Annotated in this window: 20 protein-coding genes; 17 read left to right on the forward strand and 3 right to left on the reverse strand. The window is 39.5% G+C overall.

What is annotated here, in order from left to right; all coding sequences use genetic code 11:
• Together MUB18_RS05785 and MUB18_RS05790 are read left to right on the forward strand one after the other, a co-directional pair.
• The gene (locus MUB18_RS05785) at positions 1-1,059 is read left to right on the forward strand and encodes an endonuclease/exonuclease/phosphatase family protein (protein ID WP_248755231.1); all 1,059 of its coding nucleotides are present in this window, start codon (positions 1-3) and stop codon (positions 1,057-1,059) included.
• A gap of 166 nt (positions 1,060-1,225) precedes the next feature.
• On the forward strand, positions 1,226-2,359 hold the full coding sequence (locus tag MUB18_RS05790) for a hybrid sensor histidine kinase/response regulator (RefSeq protein WP_248755232.1): 1,134 nt from the start codon (positions 1,226-1,228) through the stop codon (positions 2,357-2,359).
• A gap of 60 nt (positions 2,360-2,419) precedes the next feature.
• Here MUB18_RS05790 and MUB18_RS05795 read toward each other — a convergent pair whose 3' ends face one another.
• Complete coding sequence (locus tag MUB18_RS05795; RefSeq protein ID WP_248755233.1) at positions 2,420-3,355, reverse strand: UDP-glucuronic acid decarboxylase family protein; 936 nt, start codon at positions 3,353-3,355, stop codon at positions 2,420-2,422.
• Between the two features lie 191 nt (positions 3,356-3,546).
• Here MUB18_RS05795 and MUB18_RS05800 point away from each other — a divergent pair, with 191 nt between their 5' ends.
• Entirely contained in the window at positions 3,547-4,929 is a 1,383-nt protein-coding gene (locus MUB18_RS05800) for a nucleotide sugar dehydrogenase (protein WP_248755234.1), read from the forward strand.
• 39 nt (positions 4,930-4,968) lie between these two features.
• On the opposite strand, the gene MUB18_RS05805 is transcribed toward MUB18_RS05800, so the two are convergent.
• Positions 4,969-5,580, reverse strand: a complete 612-nt coding sequence (locus tag MUB18_RS05805; RefSeq protein WP_248755235.1) for a DNA-binding response regulator — start codon at positions 5,578-5,580, stop codon at positions 4,969-4,971.
• Positions 5,571-7,469 (reverse strand): 7TM diverse intracellular signaling domain-containing protein, encoded by a 1,899-nt coding sequence (locus tag MUB18_RS05810; protein ID WP_248755236.1) that lies wholly within the window; start codon positions 7,467-7,469, stop codon positions 5,571-5,573. Before MUB18_RS05810 ends, MUB18_RS05805 begins: the two co-directional genes overlap by 10 nt.
• 281 nt (positions 7,470-7,750) lie before the next feature.
• Here MUB18_RS05810 and MUB18_RS05815 point away from each other — a divergent pair, with 281 nt between their 5' ends.
• From MUB18_RS05815 to MUB18_RS05880, 14 genes are all read left to right on the forward strand, one after another.
• Positions 7,751-8,263, forward strand: coding sequence for a hypothetical protein (locus MUB18_RS05815; protein ID WP_248755237.1), 513 nt, complete (start codon positions 7,751-7,753; stop codon positions 8,261-8,263).
• A gap of 454 nt (positions 8,264-8,717) precedes the next feature.
• Complete coding sequence (locus MUB18_RS05820) at positions 8,718-9,128, forward strand: hypothetical protein (RefSeq protein WP_248755238.1); 411 nt, start codon at positions 8,718-8,720, stop codon at positions 9,126-9,128.
• Positions 9,129-9,276: 148 nt separating this feature from the next.
• Positions 9,277-10,329, forward strand: a complete 1,053-nt coding sequence (gene rfbB, locus MUB18_RS05825; protein WP_248755923.1) for a dTDP-glucose 4,6-dehydratase — start codon at positions 9,277-9,279, stop codon at positions 10,327-10,329.
• A 140-nt stretch (positions 10,330-10,469) separates the two neighbouring features.
• Positions 10,470-11,030 carry a dTDP-4-dehydrorhamnose 3,5-epimerase gene (gene rfbC, locus MUB18_RS05830; protein WP_248755239.1) on the forward strand — a complete coding sequence of 187 codons (561 nt, stop codon included), beginning with the start codon at positions 10,470-10,472 and terminating at the stop codon, positions 11,028-11,030.
• Complete coding sequence (rfbD, locus tag MUB18_RS05835; RefSeq protein ID WP_248755240.1) at positions 10,978-11,895, forward strand: dTDP-4-dehydrorhamnose reductase; 918 nt, start codon at positions 10,978-10,980, stop codon at positions 11,893-11,895. Before rfbC ends, rfbD begins: the two co-directional genes overlap by 53 nt.
• Positions 11,896-12,055: 160 nt before the next feature.
• Positions 12,056-12,412: a four helix bundle protein gene (locus MUB18_RS05840; RefSeq protein ID WP_248755241.1), complete on the forward strand. Its 357-nt coding sequence runs from the start codon at positions 12,056-12,058 to the stop codon at positions 12,410-12,412.
• A gap of 236 nt (positions 12,413-12,648) precedes the next feature.
• On the forward strand, positions 12,649-13,509 hold the full coding sequence (gene rfbA, locus MUB18_RS05845; protein ID WP_248755242.1) for a glucose-1-phosphate thymidylyltransferase RfbA: 861 nt from the start codon (positions 12,649-12,651) through the stop codon (positions 13,507-13,509).
• Between the two features lie 35 nt (positions 13,510-13,544).
• Complete coding sequence (locus MUB18_RS05850; protein WP_248755243.1) at positions 13,545-16,058, forward strand: SLBB domain-containing protein; 2,514 nt, start codon at positions 13,545-13,547, stop codon at positions 16,056-16,058.
• A 5-nt stretch (positions 16,059-16,063) separates the two neighbouring features.
• Positions 16,064-17,149 carry a lipopolysaccharide biosynthesis protein gene (locus tag MUB18_RS05855; RefSeq protein WP_248755244.1) on the forward strand — a complete coding sequence of 362 codons (1,086 nt, stop codon included), beginning with the start codon at positions 16,064-16,066 and terminating at the stop codon, positions 17,147-17,149.
• Positions 17,150-17,318: 169 nt separating this feature from the next.
• Positions 17,319-18,194, forward strand: a complete 876-nt coding sequence (locus MUB18_RS05860; RefSeq protein WP_248755245.1) for an ABC transporter permease — start codon at positions 17,319-17,321, stop codon at positions 18,192-18,194.
• Between the two features lie 21 nt (positions 18,195-18,215).
• Entirely contained in the window at positions 18,216-19,472 is a 1,257-nt protein-coding gene (locus MUB18_RS05865; RefSeq protein WP_248755246.1) for an ABC transporter ATP-binding protein, read from the forward strand.
• 14 nt (positions 19,473-19,486) lie between these two features.
• The gene (locus MUB18_RS05870; protein ID WP_248755247.1) at positions 19,487-20,263 is read left to right on the forward strand and encodes a glycosyltransferase family 2 protein; all 777 of its coding nucleotides are present in this window, start codon (positions 19,487-19,489) and stop codon (positions 20,261-20,263) included.
• 10 nt (positions 20,264-20,273) lie between these two features.
• A complete protein-coding gene (locus MUB18_RS05875) occupies positions 20,274-20,840 on the forward strand; it encodes an acyltransferase (RefSeq protein WP_248755248.1) in 567 nt (188 codons plus the stop codon).
• Entirely contained in the window at positions 20,837-22,111 is a 1,275-nt protein-coding gene (locus MUB18_RS05880) for a glycosyltransferase (RefSeq protein WP_248755249.1), read from the forward strand. Before MUB18_RS05875 ends, MUB18_RS05880 begins: the two co-directional genes overlap by 4 nt.
• Positions 22,112-22,120 lie beyond the last annotated feature (9 nt).

Consider the following 22,120-nt stretch of genomic DNA (forward strand, 5'->3'; position numbering starts at 1 on the left):
ATGACCAACCATTCAATACCGAAACCGCTTCGCATCCGTGCATCATTGGGTAAAGTCGCTGCTGTTTTATTGATGGTGGTCACCTCCCTGTCTTTTCTGGCGTTATATGTCTCGCCGGAGACTTGCGTGTTTTTTCAATGGATCGGTGTTGTTTTACCGATGTTGCTTTTTTGCAATTTGTTTGTCTTAGTTATTGCCTGGTACAAAAGGAGTTGGTATAGTATTTGTCCCATAATTGCGATACTGGCCAATTTTCATTATTATCCGCATAAATTTCAGATGCATAAGCCGGAGGAGGATTATCAGGCCGAGATTAAGTTTGCGACATACAATGTCCATGAGTTTAAAATGATCTATAATTTATCTTCTATGGAACAGATCGCAGCCTATTTTTCGGACAACCAAGTCAATACGATTTGCTTGCAGGAGGTCCCTTCAGATTGCACAGAGGCAGATCTCAAGCAGATCTTTACAAATATGCCTTATGTGATCACAACAGGGGGGCTAGGTTCACACTTTCAATTGGCTATTCTCAGCAAATATCCCTTAGATTCTATTGCTACGGTTTCCTTTCCCGAACGTCCAAATTGTGCCCTATTGGCCGATATAAAGGTTAATAATGAAAAGATTCGTATTGGCAACTTTCATTTACAGACGACCAACTGGAACCAGGTCAAAGGGACACTCCTCTACCAGGAAGATACACGTCATAGCTGGACTGATGCCCTGGGTACAATCTCTAATAATTTCAAATTCAGAGGTCGACAAGTGGATTCCCTCAGGCGTATATTGGATCGCTCGCCCTATCCGTTGGTCGTGAGCGGAGATTTTAACAATACCCCCGTTTCCTACGGTTACAAAACGATCAAAGGGGATTTGGAAGATGCGTATCTTGAGGCCGGCAATGGCTATGGCTATACTTACCGTTATTTTATGAAGCTGTACCGCATAGATTTTGTTTTGTATTCGGGAATAAGACTGAGAGCGAAAAATTATCGAACCGGCGATATTGATTTTAGTGATCACTCCCCTGTATTGGTCGATATGGCCATAAATTGATCTTAGATGTAACAACTTTGGACAAAATCACGTTTATACTCTTAAAAACTTCGTTATTTTAAAAAAAATATTTTAATTTAATAGTAGCGAATTTTTTGATTTTAAATTATATTTACAAATAATGTTATGGATGTATTCCAATTATTGTGTAAGCTGCAAATGACTTATGGAAATTGATTTTTCACTTTATAATATCCTCATCGTCGAGGATTCAGATGTCAACCTCTACCTATTGAAGGGTATTCTTGAAAAGGAATCATTCAATGTGTTTTCAGCTTCAGATGCTGTTTCTGCGCTGGAGCATCTTCGCACAGAAACAATCGACCTGATTTTAATGGATGTCATGCTCGGTGAGATCAATGGCTATGAGCTCACCAAACAGTTGAAGTCGATCGCAGCCTATCAGTTTATTCCTGTTATATTTATCACAAACCTAAGCAGTCCCGAAGATATTGTACAAGGCTTTGATAGCGGTGGTGTCGATTATGTCACCAAGCCTTTTAATAAAATGGAGCTTCTGCAGCGCATCAAACATCAGATCCGCATTATCGCCTCCAATCATACCATTAGCCGACAGACGGCAGAGCTCAAAGAAGCTATTCTCAATCGTGACCGCATGTATGCGATCTTGGCACATGATCTGCGCAGCCCCATTTCCTCCCTCAAAATGATCCTCAATATCCTCACGATGCAGACCGAAACACAAGATAATGGCTATGCCGCGATGGTCCATACCGGAAATGATATTGCCGAACAGCTTTTTAGTGTACTGGACAATTTGCTCAAGTGGACCAAATCCAGTCTTGGTATGCTGAGTTATATTCCTCAAAAACTGAATCTGAATGAGCTCATTTTAGGAGTTGTGGAGACCTTATCGCCCACAGCGAAATTGAAGAATATCAAACTCGACATCGATCTGCAGTCCGGATTAGAGATCTTTTTTGATGTGGACATCATGAAAAGTATCTTACGCAATCTGTTGATCAATGCGGTCAAATTTAGTCATAGCGACTCTTCGGTTACAGTCAATCTATATCGGGAAGAAGAATGGGCAGTGGTCGAGATCATCGATACTGGGGTGGGCATGAGCCCTGAGATTCAGGAACAATTACGTAACCAGGTTTCGCGAGAGGGGTCGGTCACTCCGATGCATGATCAAGGGAAGGGCCTTGGACTGTGGGTTGTCTACCATTTTATTCACCGTCATGGAGGAAAGTTCTTTTTCGAATCCGAGGAATACCACGGATCCCGTTTTGGATTTAAGGTCAAGTTGGTTGCTCATGAGCAACCAACGATATAAAAACAACTTTTTATAGCCAAAATGCACCATATCCGTTGGATGGATACCGTGCATTTTTATTTAAGATAGAGATTTAAAATAAGCAATCGTCTTTTTAAGACCTTCCTCCAACTGGATCTTGGGCTCCCAATTTAATTTGGATTTTGCCAGGTCGATATCCGGTTTTCGTTGTTTCGGATCATCAGAAGGTAAAGGCTGGAAGATGATTTTTGACTTGGATCCGGTCAGTTCGATCACTTTCTCCGCAAGCTCACGGATACTAAATTCATTTGGATTGCCCATATTGATCGGACCGATCGTATCGCTCGTACTTCCCATCATTTTGATCATCCCTTCCACCAGATCATCCACATATTGAAAACTTCGGGTCTGTGAGCCATCTCCATAGAGTGTGATATCTTGGTTGTTCAAGGCCTGAATGATGAAATTAGATACCACGCGCCCATCATTCGGATGCATGTTGGGTCCATAGGTATTGAATATCCGGATGATTTTGATCTTGACATGATTCATGCGGTGATAGTCCATAAACAGCGTTTCGGCACATCTCTTTCCTTCATCGTAACAGGAACGGATACCGATGGGGTTGACATTTCCCCAGTACGATTCTGTTTGCGGATGCACGATCGGGTCACCATAGACCTCACTGGTAGAAGCTTGCAATATTTTGATGTTTAACCGTTTTGCCAATCCCAACATATTGATTGCACCCATTACCGAAGTTTTCACGGTTTTGATTGCATTAAATTGATAATGTATAGGTGAGGCAGGGCAGGCCAGATTATAGATTTCATCTACCTCGATAAAGTAAGGCATCGTGACATCATGTCGGATGGCCTCAAAGTATGGATTTGATAATAGTGGCGCTATATTCTCTTTAGACCCGGTAAAATAGTTATCCAAAGAAATGACCTCATTGCCCTCATCGAGCAATCTTTTGCACAAGTGCGAGCCAATAAAACCAGCTCCGCCCGTTATCAATATTCTTTTTTTCATGTATATTCTTTTATAAGAAGTTGAACATTACGAAGATATAGATATCGCAGTTGTCAGACAAATTTATTCCGCTTCGTATTGAAATTTAGTAAATAATTCACTAATTTCGATACATGCACGTATCTACGGTAACCGCCTTATATTTTGAGAGTTAAAAATGGTTGCCGATGATGTTGTTTTAGTATACTTAGATGAGAGAAATTAAGAGAATAGCCTGTGTTGGAGCAGGGTATGTAGGTGGTCCGACCATGTCGGTTATTGCTCAAAAAAATCCAAATATTACCATCACTGTTGTTGATTTAAATCAGGCCCGTATCGATGCTTGGAATGACCCCGATCTAAACAATCTTCCTATATATGAGCCCGGTCTGGATGCAGTGGTCGCTGAGGCCAGAGGGCGCAATCTTTTTTTCTCGACCGATGTCGATAAAGCGATTGAAGAGGCCGACATGATCTTTATTTCGGTCAATACCCCAACCAAGACCTATGGCAAGGGCAAGGGACAAGCAGCCGATTTAAAATATATTGAACTATGTGCCCGTCAGATTGCGCGAGTCGCCAAAGACGATAAGATTGTCGTCGAAAAATCCACCCTGCCCGTCCGCACAGCAGCAGCTCTCAAGAGTATCTTGGACAATACCGGAAATGGTGTTAATTTCCATATTCTTTCCAATCCCGAGTTTTTAGCAGAAGGTACGGCTGTACCCGACCTGCACAGCCCAGATCGGGTATTGATCGGTGGAGAAGATCAGGAAGCTATTCAAGCTCTGGTGCAGATTTACGAAGCTTGGGTGCCCAGAGATCGCATATTGACCACCAATCTATGGTCTTCCGAATTGTCAAAACTCGTAGCAAATGCTTTCTTGGCACAGCGCGTATCTTCGATCAATGCCATTTCCGAGCTGTGCGAAGTGACAGGAGCCAATGTAGATGAAGTGTCACGTGCCATCGGTTATGATTCGCGTATCGGATCCAAATTTTTAAAAGCATCCGTTGGATTTGGAGGGTCATGCTTCCAAAAAGATATTCTCAACCTGGTTTACATCGCCCGCACCTATAATCTCACCGCTGTAGCAGATTATTGGGAACAAGTGATTCTGTTAAACGATCACCAGAAAGACCGATTTGCGCAAAAGATCATCCAGACCATGTACAATACGGTCAATGGTAAGCAGATTGCATTCTTAGGCTGGGCGTTTAAAAAAGATACCAATGATACCCGCGAATCGGCAGCGATTTATGTCGCCGATCACCTCTTGGATGAAGAAGCCGAGATCGTGGTGTACGATCCCAAGGTTTCGGCCGAGCAGATCTATCGCGATCTGGATTACCTCGGTACGCGTTCTCCGGCAGAAAACCGCCGTTTATTGACGGTTGTAAACGAGCCTCATCAAGCCCTGACAGGAGCACATGCGGTAGCGATATTGACCGAGTGGGATGAGTTTAAACAATACGATTGGGCACAGATAAAAGAAGGAATGAAAAAACCAGCTTTTGTATTTGATGGCCGCAAGATTTTAGATAGAAAGCAGCTCGAAAGATTCGGTTTTCAGTACTATGCTATTGGCGAGTAGCAGTACGCAAGTTGTTTAGGATCCTGTCCTAAACAACTTTCAATTTTCCAGCATATGCTGATGTTCGATCGCCCAGGTCAATAGCGCATTATTTTCCTCCTCCAGAGAAAGCTTCCTGCAGATGCGGTGACGTGTGTTTTTGATGGTATATGGACTTAAGCACAGTTTATCTGCGATATGTTTGGTGGTGTAGCGATTGGCGATGAGTTTGAGTACCTGTATTTCGGCAGAAGTCAGTTCGGACAGATTAGGGCTTATTTTTCGGTTTCTCTTATCCTGAGCGATACGTTGTATAGCGATATGGGTTCCAGCATATAGCCGACTTTCATTCAATGGTTTTATAATATAGTTTTCAGCATTGACCGCGATGGTCCGATCGATGCAGTGTTTCGAGTCATAAGAAGTGATGAAGATCAGCGAGAATTGCTTTTCAGCCTTATATTTCACCATCAGGTCGATCCCGTCGCAATCATCCTGCAGCTGAATATCGCAAAGCACCAGATCCGGCTGCTGCTCCCGCATGTAGTTGTCCACCTCTTCCACAGAAAGCGCGATATTGATCTCGATATTTTGGTAGAAGGCATAAAAATGTTGCTCGATAAAACGGGCAATGATCATTTCATCTTCAATAATTAAGATCTTTATTTCCATAGTCCTTTTTTAAATTCAAAGTGATAGTGATACCCATTTTTAGGGTTGATGCTGATCTCACCCTTGATCTGGCGGGCAAGATCCCTGATCAGCGCTATACCTAAGGACGAGTCTGCGACCAAGGTATCCGAACCTACGCCATTGTCCCAAAATACGATCGACAATTTGTCCGTTGACTGTGTGATCTCCAGCGTGATTGTAGGAGACTCCTCCCGTTCAGTCGGAAAGGCATACTTGTAAGCATTGGTCAGCAGCTCCGTGATGATCAGTCCCAGTGAAGTTGATATATGGGTCGGGATCCAATAGTCGAGCACACAGTACAGATCGATCGCTATCCTCTGTTTGGGATCATACAGCATCTGCAGGTAGCTGATGGTTTCCATCACCAATTGATCCAGTTTCAATTTATTGCCCTTGTTGTGTACCAGGAGCTGATTGACCAGCATCATGGTATGGATCCGGCTTTGCATCTCCTGAATAGCAGGATTGCTGGTCACGCTATTTTTATCCCCTTTTTGATATAGGCTGCCCAGACTGTACAGCAGTTGTAGATTATTTTTGACCCGGTGGTTGAGCTCATCGATCAAGGTTTCGATATATGTATTCTTTTCCAAGAGCTCCGATTGCTGCTTACTTAAAGCTGTATTGGCCATGTGGAGTTCAGCGGTGCGTTCTTCCACACGAATCTCTATCGATTTATGGTATTCCAGTTCCTGCTTACGGATGCGCAGTCGGATTGCAATCAGAAAGATAATCGTGATGCTCAGTACAAAAAGCTGGATCACGGCAGGGATATAGAGGAGTGATTTTTCATCCATTTTGATCAGCAAGATCACAATGAGCCCGATCCCTAATGAAAAACAGGTTGTGCCATAGGCAAGGAATCGCTGTGGTTCATCCACCTTTTTCCAGAGATATATAAATAGAGTCGACAGATACACAATATGTATCGCACCCAAAATAAAATTAATACGGTTGGAAAGATAGTAATTTGACGTGGTATAGCAGTAGATAAAGCTGAAAACAGCAAAAGAAACCACCAATAAGCAGATGATGAGTGCCAGTTTATAAAACAGCGGGCTCAATTTTTTCAGATTTAGAAAATCCAGGAGCAGCAGATAGAAACTGATGGTTCCGAGCCGATAGAACAGCGGACCTATGGTCCATCCCATGCGCGGGTTTTCAGCAAAAAACAAGTCTATAAAGTCTTTCTGCAAGGCAAAACTATACATGCCCACAGCCATTAAAAAGGTAAAGATCCAGATATATGGTCGGTAGCGTGACACGATCCATGCCAGTGCAATATACAGGAGCAGTACGATGATCGCGCCTTCTAAGAAAGCGTAGATATTGGATTCTTTTTGCTGCCTTTTGAGATAAGCCAGCTGATCTTCGATATAGAAATCCAGCTGGGGGCTATAGCCTTTGATATGATGGATTTTCAACAGGCAGGTGTAGGTTTTGGTGACATCTAGTTCCAGTGTGAAATGATTGCGATCATCACCAGGACTGATCTCCTTGAGAGGTCTGAACAGTCCCGCTTTTCGGCTATCGATCGCGACACTGCTGCGGTCGTCGATCAGGGTCAGGTCCACATAGGTCAGGTTGTTAAAAGAAAGAACATAAGTTTTCTTTTTATAGTCTTTACTGGCCGGGATATGGATGCGGAGCCAATAGATACCTTTCGCATCAAAATCATCCTGCTTGATTTTAGGGTTTTTGAAAATGGATTTATTATGGTAGTAAAACAGCGGACTGTCTTCGTTCAGCTGCTCCTGGGCAATGAGTACCGTTGGAATTTCATTTGTGCGCTGTATTGCTGCAGACCCTTTTAAAGATACTACAAGTAAAAAAAACAGCAAAAAAGGGGCAACGAGGTCAGGTTTCATTTGTCCCTACAAATGTGCATTATTTACCTGAATATTGAGGTTTATTACTGTGATTTTTTTTAAACTAAAGTTAAAAGAGACCCCAGGGTCTCTGTTATAACACCAATATTCACCCTACTTTTGATAGAAATTAGGAACTGTTTCATATTAAGTCTTTTAGATGTTTGGCAAAAGAACGTCAAAGTGGTCTATTATTTTTTATGAACAGCCTGATATGTTATTATTTGAGTGCGCTCACAATCGTACAAAGATTTTGTTTTATTGTTTAACATATACGAGGTATGATGATTTATGTTGTTATTTTAGTTTCCCTTGCTGCCTGTCTGCTATACTATATATATCAGGGCAAGTACAGGCGTTCACAGTTTGAAGAGCACGTTATATTAAGTGCTCAGTACCGTATCCAAGATCACGCAGGTCAGTATAGCGGCAATCTCAAAAGTCGTTACGGATCCCTTATTTTCAATGCATCCCGCAAGGATGAGCAGCTCAGGGCCGTTGTGATTAGAAAAGTTAAGATATATTATAGAGGCGTATCGGTCAAATTAAATCAGTCCGCCATTATCCCCTTTGTAGAAAATAAAGATCAAGGATTAGCGATTTCGGTCCGTTTTCGAATCACTTCAGATCGGCAGAGCGTCGATCTTTTAGGTTGTCAAGTGTTGTTGTCTGGTGTATTAAACCTGAAGGGCGGCGACCGGGTTCCTTTCAAAATGAGCATGCCCATCGAAAATGTCTATCAGCACGAAGAAGAAGTCCATATCCAGCAGTTGGATCTACCGATATTCCATTAACCTAGTTTGTTTCCAAATTATGATTTAGTTGCTTAGTGCCTTGCTTGTCAAGGCACTATTTTTATGTTTCAACAACAGATCCACATCGCGATATCTGGAGCATTAAAAGATGAATCCATGCTGATGATTTAATATTAAATAATGATTTGCTTCATGTTCAGCAGCTATATTTGTGATCTGAGGTACTGCAGTATTTCATCATCTTAACAGAAACAGTTTTTAGTTGAAGTGAAAAGTTTATGAAAACAATTTGATTCGATACGATGTTAAACTTCACGACGTTAATAATATAGGTGATTGCAATACAAAGTAGCCGTTCACCCGTTACTTGGTCACTACGTTACTTGTTCACTGCGTCACCATTTTACTTTTTAATCCTTAAACCACTATGCTATTTATCCCATTGATCGCCCTATTGTTAATAGGCATTTATTATTTCTGGAACGCAAAGCAAATGAAAAACCAATTGGCCCAGCATGGCGCTATGTCCGTGAGCTATCTTTTTCAAGAACATCCGGGACAGTACAGTGGCGACCGGACGGTGAAGAGTGGGGTGATTGTGATCCATACCTCCAGTCACAATCAAAAATTAAAGCATGCTACATTAAAACGTGTTTCTGTCAAACATCCCGATCTACATATCCAGCTTGATCAATCGCTTTCACTTCCATTTCATTCTGAATTATTGCCCAAGCCCGAAGTCTCTATCCGTTACAAGTTGACCAATAAAGCATTGAGCAAGCTCGACTTGACCGGAGTTCCGACTTGTATTTCTGGTAAACTTCACTTTGAAGGCGGAAAGACCAGGCCTTTTCAGGTTATGGTACCCATTTCTGGTTTGTACCATCAGCAGAGCAATCATTAGAGCGGTTGTCATCGTCCAGGCTAACTATTGTAGTCGGTTTTACTCATCTCGCTTTATTGTTTGTTCATAAAATCTTATTACTTTTGATGCTATTCCCTTAATTACAGTTAGGGGGTTTTAAGCTGTTAAGAAATATTTGCACATCATGATGACTAAAACGATCATTATTACAGGTGGAGCGGGTTTTATAGGTTCGCATGTAGTCCGCACTTTTGTACATAAATATCCAGATTACCATATTGTCAATTTAGATGCATTGACCTATGCCGGCAATCTTGAAAATTTACGGGATATCGAAGATAGACCCAATTACACGTTTGTTAAGGAAGATATTACCGACGCTGCGGCCATGTTTCGTATTTTCACCACATTTCAACCTGATGGTGTGATCCATCTGGCAGCAGAGTCTCATGTCGATCGCTCCATTGCAGATCCTTCCGCATTTGTGATGACCAATGTTATTGGTACGGTCAATTTACTAAATGCTGCCCGTGAAACCTGGAAAGATAACTTCGCAGGAAAACGTTTTCATCATGTTTCTACCGATGAGGTATTTGGTGCATTAGGAGCAGAAGGATTATTCACAGAGAAAACCGCTTACGATCCACATTCCCCTTATTCAGCCTCCAAAGCCAGTTCCGATCATTTTGTTCGGGCATACCATGATACTTATGGCTTACCGATGGTACTGACCAATTGCTCCAACAATTATGGACCCAATCATTTCCCGGAGAAACTGATTCCGCTATGTATTCACAATATCTTAAACCATCAACCCTTACCGATCTATGGCGATGGTCAGTACACCCGCGATTGGTTATTTGTGATCGATCATGCAACCGCTATTGATATCGTTTTTCATGAAGGAAAGAATGGCGACTCGTACAATGTTGGCGGATTTAACGAATGGCAGAATATCGATTTGGTCAAAGAACTGTGTAAGCAGGTAGATGAAAAATTAGGTCGACCAGTAGGAACTGCGGAGCAATTGATCACTTTTGTGAAAGATCGTCCTGGTCACGATTTACGTTACGCCATCGATGCCACCAAGATCAATCAAGAATTAGGCTGGTATCCTTCCGTCACTTTCGAACAAGGGCTATCCAAAACCATCGACTGGTTTTTAAATAATCAAGAGTGGCTGGACAATGTCACCTCAGGAGATTATCAGAAATATTACGATCAGCAGTATAAAGGTTAGATAGTAAATACGTGACCGAGTAACAAGTAAAGAAGTAACAAGTAACGAAGTAACAAGTAAAGAAGTGACGAGTACTAGGTCACTAAAAATAACAACGTTACTAGTTAACTAGCGTTACTATGTCACTAAAAAAACAAACAATGAAATTCCAAGAAACAAAATTAAAAGGCTGCTTTATTTTAGAGCCCACTATAATTGAAGATGAAAGAGGATACTTTTTCGAAGCCTTCAATGACCGAAAGTTTGAGCAGATTGTAGGCGCTAAACCCCCATTTGTACAAGATAACCAATCCCAATCCCAGTATGGCGTAGTCCGTGGATTGCATATGCAAGCAGGTGAATATGGGCAAGCGAAGTTGGTGCGTGTACTCGAAGGAAAAGTATTGGATGTTGCGGTAGACGTGCGTCCCGGATCGGACACTTATGGCCAATCTGTCGCAGTAGAATTGTCCGCAGAGAATAAGAGACAACTGTATGTTCCACGTGGATTTTTACACGGATTTTCGGTCTTATCCGATAGTGCAGTGGTGTTTTACAAATGTGATAATTATTATCATCAAGTAGCAGAAGACGGTGTTCATCCGTTAGATACAACAATAGGTATTGATTGGCAAGTTCCAAGGGAAGATATGATCCTTTCCCAAAAAGATGAACAAGCACAATCCTTTACAGCATTTAAAAATAAAAATGGAATCGGTTAATCAAAAGCAACGGATCGTTATTACAGGCGCATCAGGACAGCTGGGGCAGGAATTAAAAGTGCTGTTGGAACATGATGCCGAAAAAGAATGTTTCTTTTTAGATCGCAAGCAGCTTCCGCTGGATCAGACCTTTATTATTCAAGATATTCTGGGGATGTATCAGCCCGATGTGATTATCCATGCTGGAGCATATACCGCTGTCGATCAGGCCGAATCCGAACCCGATCTTGCTGATCAGGTCAATCACCTGGCTTCGGAAGAGATTGCGCAGTATTGTCATGTACATGGCACCAAGTTGATCGCCATTTCAACCGATTATGTATTCGATGGAAATAGCCGTATGGCGCTAACAGAAGACGCACCCGTGCATCCCATCAATGTATATGGACAGACCAAGTTACAAGGAGAGCAGGCGATTCAGAAATGGTGCCCCGAAGCGATTATTATCCGTACCTCATGGGTGTACTCCACTTTTGGAAAAAACTTTGTTAAGACGATGTTACGTCTGCTATCCGAGCGTGATTCGATATCTGTGATCAACGATCAGATCGGTTCACCGACCTCAGCAGCAGATCTAGCAAAAGCGATCGTCCATATTGTTGATGGAGAAAGTTGGCAAGGTGGGGTTTATCATTATAGCAATGAAGGCGAGATCAGCTGGTATGATTTTGCTGTTGCCATTCGCGATCTCAAAGGACTCGAGTGTGAAATCAATGCAATTCCCACGACAGCCTATCCCACACCTGCAAAGCGACCCAATTATTCGTTGTTAAATAAAACAAAGATTAAAGCGACATTTGGAGTAGAAGTGCCATTTTGGAAAGACAGCCTTGTGAAATGTTTGAGTGACGAAGCGATTAATTAACAGGTGATTAAGTAACAAGTAACAAGTAACAAAGTAACAAGTAACAAAGTAACAAGTAACAAAGTAACAAGTAACAAAGTAACAAGTAACAAAGTAACAAGTAACAAAGTAACAAGTAACAAAGTAACAAGTAACATTGCACAAATTAAAAGGATAAGAAATGAGGAGTCATAAAGATTTAATTGTATATCAGCGTTCTCTTTTATATGTTAAAACTATATATGACCTATCTCAATGTTTTCCAGAGGTTGAAAAATTTGGTTTGACCAGTCAAATTCGAAGAGCTGCCGTTTCAGTTCCAAGTAATATTGCAGAAGGAGCAGCCAGAAGATCTGCTAAAGAATTTCTTCAATTCTTATATATTGCATTAGGTTCACTGAGTGAAATTGAAACCCAAATTGAAATAGCTAAATTATTAGATTATTCCGTTGATATCGATTCTATTTTAGAAGAAAATATACAACTGAGAAGAATGTTGTTGAAGTTAATAGAAAATATTAAAAATAAAATATACTAATGTCACTACGTCACTACTTGACTAGTCACTATGTTACTAAGAGAAACTACGTCACTAATTATTACGTCACTAAAAAAGACTGCGTTACTACTTTACTAGTCACTACGTCACTAATTATTACGTCACTAAAAAAGACTGCGTTACTACTTTACTAGTCACTACGTCACTAATTATTACGTCACTAAAAAAGACTGCGTTACTACTTTACTAGTCACTACGTCACTAAATTTAAAAAAATGAAAGGAATTATACTAGCAGGAGGATCAGGAACACGTTTGCATCCCATGACATTGGCGGTGAGCAAGCAGTTGATGCCCGTGTACGATAAACCCATGATCTATTATCCACTATCCACCTTGATGTTAGCTGGGATCAGTGAGATCCTCATTATTTCGACACCTCAAGATCTGCCGCAGTTTAAAAGACTGTTGGGAGATGGTTCGCAGTTGGGCTGCCGATTTGAATATATCGAACAGCCTAGTCCTGATGGACTGGCGCAAGCCTTTATATTAGGAGAAGAGTTTATTGGTGATGATAAGGTGGCTTTAATCTTGGGAGATAATATTTTCTATGGTTCGGGTATGTCTAAGCACTTACAGTCCTGTGTAGATATTGAGGGCGGGATGGTGTTTGCTTATCAGGTCAACGATCCCGAGCGCTATGGCGTGGTTGAGTTTGACCAAGATAAAAAAGCCATTTCGATAGAAGAAAAACCGGTAGCACCAAAGTCAAACTTTGCCATTCCAGGATTATATTTTTACGATAATGATGTGGTTCAGATAGCCAAAGAAATTAAACCATCACCCAGAGGGGAATTGGAAATTACCGATATTAACAAAGTCTACTTGGAGCGAGAAAAGCTTCATGTGGCAGTTTTTGATCGCGGCACAGCTTGGTTGGATACGGGTACTATTCAGTCCCTCATGCAAGCGGCACAGTTTGTACAGGTCATCGAGGAGCGTCAAGGGATGAAGATTGGATCGATTGAAGAAGTGGCTTATCGTATGGGGTATATCGATAAAGCGCAATTGTTAAAAATTGCCGAACCGTTGCGTAAATCCGGATACGGGGAGTATCTCAATCTCTTAATTAAATAAATTTACCTACTTTTGTGAAAATTGCACTGTATAGAATGAGAAGAGTAATATTGTGGTTGTTTGTCATGAGCCTAATGGTTTCGGTACAAGCACAAACCAATCCAGCAAATATTAAAGTGGACGATTTAACGGATGCTCAGATTGAGCAATATGTGAAGCGTGCTGAATTAATGGGCTATAGTGAGTCACAATTGGATGGATTTGCACGTGCTCAAGGTGTATCAGCTGTCGAAGCTCAAAAGCTGAAAGACCGTTTACAGAAAATCAAACGCAATAAGCAACAGCCTAAAAATTTAGATGCAAGGCAACCGGCAGGAAATGCGACTACTGGCCGTCAGGTCAATGGCGCTGCGCAGCAAGATTCTTTAAAAAATAAAAAATTACCTCAGGACTCCTTAGAGATCGATGAAAATAAATTAAAAGTATTTGGTTCAGATCTTTTCAAAAATAGTGATATTACATTTGAGCCCAATTTGCGTATGGCGACGCCAAGCTCTTATATTATTGGACCTGATGATGAGATACTATTAGACATTTCTGGAGATAATGAAGCCTCCTATAAATTGCCGGTCAGCCCAGACGGAAATATAACGGTGGAGTATGTCGGCAAGATTGCGGTCTCAGGTTTATCGGTTTCAGCTGCAAAAAACAAGATTCAATCTCGCTTGAGCAGTACCTATCCTGCCATTCGCTCAGGCAATACGCATGTGGATGTCAATATTGGTAATATTCGGAGTATCCGCATTACACTCACCGGAGCAGTGACCAAACCGGGCACCTATACTTTACCATCTCTAGCGACGGTTTTCAATGCTTTATATGCTTCAGGCGGTCCAGGTGAAAATGGCACATATCGTCAGATTCAAGTGATCCGTAACAATCAGGTGGTGACTACCATTGATTTATATGACTTTTTAGCGAATGGGATCCAACGGGGTAATATTCGTTTACAAGATCAGGATATTATTCATATCCCAGTATACGGCAGTCGTGTGCAGTTTGAAGGTGAGGTGAAACGACCTGCCATCTTTGAGACCGTATCCGGCGAATCTTTATTGGATTTAGTAAAGTATGCAGGCGGCTTTAGCGAAGATGCCTATACCGCCAAGATTAAAGTATTGCAAAAGACCGATAAGGAACGCAGTGTCAAAGATATTTATGCCGATCAGTTTGCCGATTACAGTCCCAAAGCAGGGGATCAGTTTATTGTAGAGCCTATCTTAGAGCGTTTTGCCAATCGTATCAGTATTTTGGGCGCGGTCTTCCGTCCAGGTTTATACGGTATGGAGCCAGGTATGACGTTGAAGCAATTAATAGAACAAGCAGATGGTGTCCGTGAAGATGCCTTTTTAGAGCGAGGCATTATTAACAGACTAAGAGCAGATAACACAGCCGAGTTGATCAATTTCAATGTTCGCGAAGTATTAGCTGGAACTGTTGCAGATATTCCGTTAAAAAGAGAAGATAAAGTAGAGATTGCTTCTATTTTCGATTTAAGAGATGAATATAAATTTACGGTACAAGGTGAAGTACGTTTGCCCGGTGATTTTCCTTTTGCGAGCAATGCGACATTGGGCGATCTGATCCAAAAAGCAGGCGGATTAAATGAAGCCGCTAAAAATGCACGCATTGAGATTGCGCGACGATTAAAAAATCGCGATGTCAGCGATCCAAGTTCTTCACAAACCATCCAAGTCGATATTAAAGACGGTATTGTATCGGATTTGAACGTCGAATTACAACCTTATGATGTCATCACGGTATTAGGTGACGCCGGTTTCCGAACCCAAAGACAAGTAAAGATTGAGGGAGAAGTTTTATTTCCGGGTATCTATACCATTTCAAGAGAAGATGAGCGCATTTCCGATATCATTAAGCGCGCTGGAGGTTTAACATCTTATGCCTACACAGAAGGAGCATCGCTAAAACGTACCGGAGTTTCTAAATTAAAGGCCGAAGAGAAAAAAGAAAAAGAACGTCTAAAAAAGGAAATGGCAAAAGATTCCGTTGAAGAAGTTGAATCGGAGGATGAATTTGATAAAGAAACAACAGCCGTTAATGCCAATGCTAAGAATAGTGCATTAGCAAAGGTGTCACAGCAGCAGGGCGCTTCGGCTACCGAAATTGAGCCAAGTGATTTAGTCGGTATCGAATTGAATAAAATACTTATTAATCCGCATCAGCGAGGAGATTTATTGGTCTTAGATGGTGATATTATTACAGTACCTAAGGAGTTGGAAACGGTTAAGGTAATGGGTGAAGTATTGAACCCTAATAATGTGGTTTATGTCAAGGGTAAAAGCTTAAAATATTATGTCAATCAAGCAGGCGGTTTTACCGACAATGCCTTAAAGAAAAGGGTCTTTGTTCAGTATGCGAATGGAGCGGTTAAAGGAAAAGATGGTGCATATCCCGAAGTAAAACCAGGAGCGGAGATCGTAGTTCCAAAACGTGCTCCTCGAGAGAAAATGAATGTGCAGGCTTGGGTAGGGTTAGGTACAGGTATTGCTTCTTTAGCAGCTATTATTGTCAGTCTTTTAAGAAATTAAGATTAATGGAATCGGGAAATCACACAACTCAAAATTCTAAGGATGAAATCACATTGAAAGAATTGTTTCTTAAAATACATTATTGGTTTAAATACTTAGTCTCCAAATGGTACCTTTTAGCAGCAGTTGGTATAATAGGTGGAGTTTTAGGTTTTATGTATGCTAAATCAAAGAAGCCATCTTATACAGCAATAACTACTTTTGTATTAGAGTCATCAGAGGGTGCTGGGGGCGGTGCGCTATCTCAGTATGCAGGAGTTGCTTCTATGATGGGTATCGATCTTGGAGGAACAAATGGTAATATTTTTCAAGGGGATAATTTACTTGAATTTTATAAATCCAGAAAAATGCTTGAGGCTACCCTTTTGAAAGTTTCACCTTCTGATACCAGTAAGTTGCTGATTGATACATATCTATCGCTAGGAAAGAAGGACGTTAAAAGTCAAAACGAAAATAAACTAATCGTTGATTTTAAAAAGAAATTTAGTGGTAATGAATTACGTCTGCGAGATAGTATTATGAGTCGTGTCATTGGAGAAATCACAAAGAATCATTTAAAAGTTGATAAATTAGATAAGAAGTTGTCGATTTTAAAAGTTGAGGTTACCTCTAATGATGAGATATTTTCAAAAGAATTTAACGAAGCTTTGGTTAGGGAGGTCAATGATTTTTATGTTCAGACTAAAATTAAAAAATCTGTCGATAACATTAAAATTTTGCAGTATAAAGCTGATTCGGTACGCGCTGTGATGAACGGTGCTATATCGAGAGCTGCAGTAGTGGCAGATGCTACACCAAATATGAATCCTACCAGATTAGCACAACGCGCAATACCGACACAACTATCTCAATTTTCTGCTGAAACCAATAAGGCCATTCTCGGCCAATTGGTGCAAAATTTGGAGCTGGCAAAAATGACTTCTTTGCGCGAAGCACCACTAATTGAAATTATAGATGAGCCAAAGTTTCCCTTAAGCAAAACGCAAGTCGGTAAGATTAAATTTGCTATTGTTGGTGCCGTTTTTTTTATTTTTATAACCACATTCATATTGATTCTTAGAAGATTTCTTGCTCTGATATTTGCAACATAAGAATCTAACAAAAGAATTAATAGCTTATATAAGCTTTACGGAAATATAAGCTTACCTGCTATATAACAATCTATTTTCAGCAAAATTTATGCTAAATAAATGAAGAATTTTAATAAAATCAAAGTTGGATAAGTACTTCCTATTTGATATTAAAAAAAATAAAATACACATGAAGGAATCAGTTAATCAAGTCGAAATCAATTCAGAAAAAAATCAGTGGTCATCGATTATCAAACCTGAAGAGAGTTTGTTATCCGTTAATCTACGCGAAGTTTGGAATTATAGAGATTTGCTATTTTTATTGGTTAAAAGAGATTTCGTCACCTATTTTAAGCAAACAATTTTAGGTCCAATTTGGTTTTTTTTAAATCCTATTTTTACGACGATTATTTACACATTTGTGTTCGGTAGTATTGCAAAGATATCGACAGATGGAGCGCCTCCTGTAGCATTTTATCTTTCAGGGATCGTGCTATGGAATTATTTTTCAGTGAGTGTTACAGCAACATCAACTGTTTTCAATACCAATGCGGCCATTTTTGGAAAGGTATATTTTCCAAGACTTATTATGCCTTTAGCGATTGTGACATCCAATTTAATGCAATTTGGAGTTCAATTTTTATTACTCGTGGGAGTCGTCATCTATTATACCATTGGAGGAGAGTTACAACCTAATTTATGGATCTTAATGACGCCATTTATTGTTTTGCTTATGGCAGCGTTTGCATTAGGAGTAGGTATGATATTTTCTTCGCTTACCACTAAATATAAAGATATGACGATGTTGCTAGCGTTCGGTGTACAGCTATTTATGTACGCGACGCCTGTCATCTATCCAATTTCGGCAATGCCGGATCGTTTAAAACCAATTGTAGCGTTAAATCCATTGACAGGAATTTTTGAATGTTTTAAACATGCCTATTTGGGTGTAGGAGAATTTAATATTTCGTTACTCATCTATCCAACAGTAATTATTGCATTTGTTTTAGTGATAGGGACTTTTGTATTTAACAAAGTGCAACGAGGATTTATGGATACCATTTAAACAGTTATAGAACAGGAATTGATGAAAAAGAATATAGCTTTAGAAACGGTTGATATATCAAAGCAATATCGTTTAGGTCAGGTTGGAACAGGAACTTTAAGCCACGATTTAAATCGTTTTTGGCACAAAATACGCGGAAAAGAAGATCCTTATCTGAAAGTAGGGGAAGCAAATGATCGCACAGTAAAAGGAGATTCAGACTATGTTTGGGCATTACGTGATATTAGTTTTCAGATCGAACAAGGTGATGCAGTCGGCATAATCGGTCGTAATGGTGCAGGTAAATCCACTTTGTTGAAGTTGCTGTCGCGTGTTACAAAACCGACTACTGGCGAAATCCGTTATAACGGACGCATTGCTTCATTGTTGGAGGTCGGTACGGGATTTCATCCAGAAATGACTGGACGGGAGAATATTTATCTAAATGGAGCGATTTTAGGTATGACGAAGAGAGAAATTACTCGAAAATTTGATGAAATAGTCGATTTTTCAGGAGTGGAGCGTTACATTGATACGCCAGTAAAACGCTATTCTTCGGGTATGTATGTTCGTTTAGCATTTGCAGTTGCAGCTCACCTGGAATCTGAAATTTTGATCGTTGATGAGGTTCTGGCAGTAGGTGATGCTGAGTTTCAGAAAAAATGCTTAGGAAAAATGGGCGATGTTTCTAAAGGAGAAGGCCGTACGGTTTTATTTGTAAGTCATAATATGGCTGCGGTTAAATCTTTATGTAACTCTGGAATATTTATGCAAAATGGTCAAGTCCAGTATACAGGCGAGATAAATGAAACCATTAGTAAGTATAATGAGGCGAATTTGAATAGTTATAGCGGGGCATTCGTTTATAAAAAAGATGTAATTAAGGGGATTCAAATAAAAGAGATTCTCTTCAATAATAGCGATACAGCAGAATTAAACATTGTTGCTGGAGGCATACTGACAATCGCATTTATTTTTGACAATTTAGTGGAAAGACAGATTGCGTTTGAAGCTAAATTGTACGACAATAATGATGTTCCTGTTGCTTTTTTTAGCCCGACTCATTCCTGCGGAATTTTGAATACTTACACGATTGGCGAACACAGACTTATAGAAGAGATTCATTTTCCTGAAAATATAACTTCAGGAACATTTTATTTAGAGCTGGCACTCACTCATCCAAACGTTGAATACCTCTATCTGTTGGAAAACCGATTGAAGATTAATATTGATGGTAAGCTCACAGCAAATGGAAATACATTTGTGTATTCCGATCGCGGTCTGATCATTTTAGATTAATTTAAATAATAGTGATGAAACTTTCGATAATTACGATTAACTATAATAATAGAGAAGGACTCCAAAAAACATTGGATTCTGTTTTTGGTCAATTCTGTAAGGATTTTGAATATATCGTTATTGATGGAAATTCAAGTGATGGTAGCAAGGAACTGATTCTTCAAAATACAGATCAAATTAATTATTGGGTCTCCGAGTCTGATAAAGGTATTTATAATGCGATGAATAAAGGAATTCGCGCGGCTCAAGGTGAATACTTACTGTTTTTAAATAGTGGTGATAAACTTGTTGAAGACGTTGTCGCTATGATTATGCAAAGGTTGCATACGTACGATATTATTTATGGAGACTGGTATCAAGTATTTAGTGAAAATCATATTCAAAGAGAAAATTTCCCAGATCTGATTACCTTTAATTTTCTTGCGTTTAAATACTCATTACCTCATCAGTCTTCTTTTATAAAGAGGGATATATTGTTGAAGCATGGTCTTTATGATGAATCACTTCGGATGGTTTCGGATTGGAAATTCTTTTTAGATGCTATCTTTAAATTTAACTGTACTTATAAACATCTTGATTTACCCATTAGTTATTACGATAGAAATGGCATTAGTAGCAATATAGATAATAATGATTTTCTACAAAAGGAACGTTGTCGTGTTATTGATGAGGGCTATAGCAACTTTAAATATAGTGAAGAGGAGCAAAACAGCTTATTCACCAGATTAAGTCATTTCGAAAATTCGCGCATTATTAAGACTTTAAGAAAAATGAAAATTCTAAGATTTTAATTTTACTGCTATGTTTGAGAAACTTCGAGGTTCTGCTTTTTTATTGGCATTAAAGTTTTATGTTTATAATTCTTTTGCAAGCTTTTTCCCAAGTCATAAGTTGCGATTATGGTATTTACGAAAGGTTTTAAAAATTAGTATAGGCCAGCATACTTCCATAGGTATGGGCTGTTTTTTTGCAGGTAATCATATTGTGATAGGAGATCATACTGTCATTAATCGCAAGGTCTACTTTGACGGGCGTGTTGCATCTATACGGATAGGAAATAATGTGAGCGTTTCGCAAGAAACCAATATACTTACCATGTCTCATGATCCACGCTCAACGGATTTTTCAGCCTTTAGTCAAGATGTAGTTTTGAAAGATTATGTGTGGACCGGATTTCGATCCATTATCTTGCCCGGAGTTATTTTAGGGGAGGGTTCTGTTGTTGGTGCAAATTCGTTAGTTACCAAATCGTTAGATGCCTATGGCATTTATGTGGGATCGCCCGCTAAGAAAATTTCTGAACGCAATTGTAATTTAGATTATACGCTCGATTATTTTCCATATTTTAATACCGATATACAACGATGAAAATTAAACTATTGGTGCTTACTTCGCATATCCCGTATCCTTTAAACGAAGGCGGAAAAATTTCGCAGTATGTGTTTGCCGAAAAAGTGCAAAATATGGTCGATCTTCATTATGTCGTTGTCGCTTATAATGAGGAGATGATGACATATGCACAACAATTTAGAGAAAAGTTGACCGCTGCTCAAGTGCACATTATTGATCGAAGATCACCGAAGGTAGGATTATTTCAGATGATAAAACAATTCATCTGGAGCTCTTTAAATTTTATAAGTTCTATTTTCAGAAATCGTAGAAATAAGGAAGTTGCACATGTCCCTTATGATGATTACGAGCGAGATGCGCCCTTTTTTACCAATTTAGAACCTCAGCTTATTGATCGAGTAGGTCAGGTTATTACGTCCGTATCTCCAGATCTTATTCAGGTCGAACATAATGGTTTTTTAAATATCGTGGAATCTCTACCTCAGCATATCAAAAAAATATTTGTTGAGCACGAGATTCAGTTTGCTCGGTTAGAATCATCCAAACTACCCGTTACAAATTTCGAAATTTATAAAAGAAATCTAACAAAAACCTTAGAATTAGGCCTTTTAGCTAAGTACGATTATATATTTGTGTTTAGTGAAGAAGACAAAATCAGATTGTCACAAGCATTAGCAGATCAAGTTGACATCAAAGTATCCCCTTTTCCTGTTCAAGGTACTTTCTTTAAGCAAGTTCAGGAAGCTGATTTTGATATTCAGAAGGTGGTTTTTATAGGTCCCGAAGATCATAAACCCAATTACGATGCTATATTATGGTATCGAGAGACCATTGCACAAGATATTTTTGAAAAAACAGGACTTAAAACTCATGTCATAGGGAGATGGAGTGAAGAATCTATCAATAAACTGTCGACATCTTATTTAGTTTTTGATGGTTTTGTAGAGGATATAGTGGCACATAATAAAAACAGTTTGGTTATTGTTCCTTTACGAATGGGCAGTGGTATTAGAACAAAGATTATTTATTCAATGGCGCAAAATCTACCGGTCATTTCCACTTCCATTGGATGTGAAGGTTTAGCCGTCAGCAATGGAAAGGAAATATTAATAAATGATGATATTAATGAATTTAAACATGCGATGATTTCATTAATTACTGATAAGGAACGTGCTTTAAAAATTGCTTGTAATGGTTATAAATATGTTCAGGAGAATTTCTCAGAACAAGAATTAGTAAATAAGAGATTTGCGTTTTATCGTCATATTTTGGATGTTAAAAAGCATTAATAAGTTAAA

Origin of the sequence: Sphingobacterium sp. PCS056 (genome assembly GCF_023273895.1) — a bacterium.
Taxonomy (GTDB): Bacteria; Bacteroidota; Bacteroidia; order Sphingobacteriales; family Sphingobacteriaceae; genus Sphingobacterium.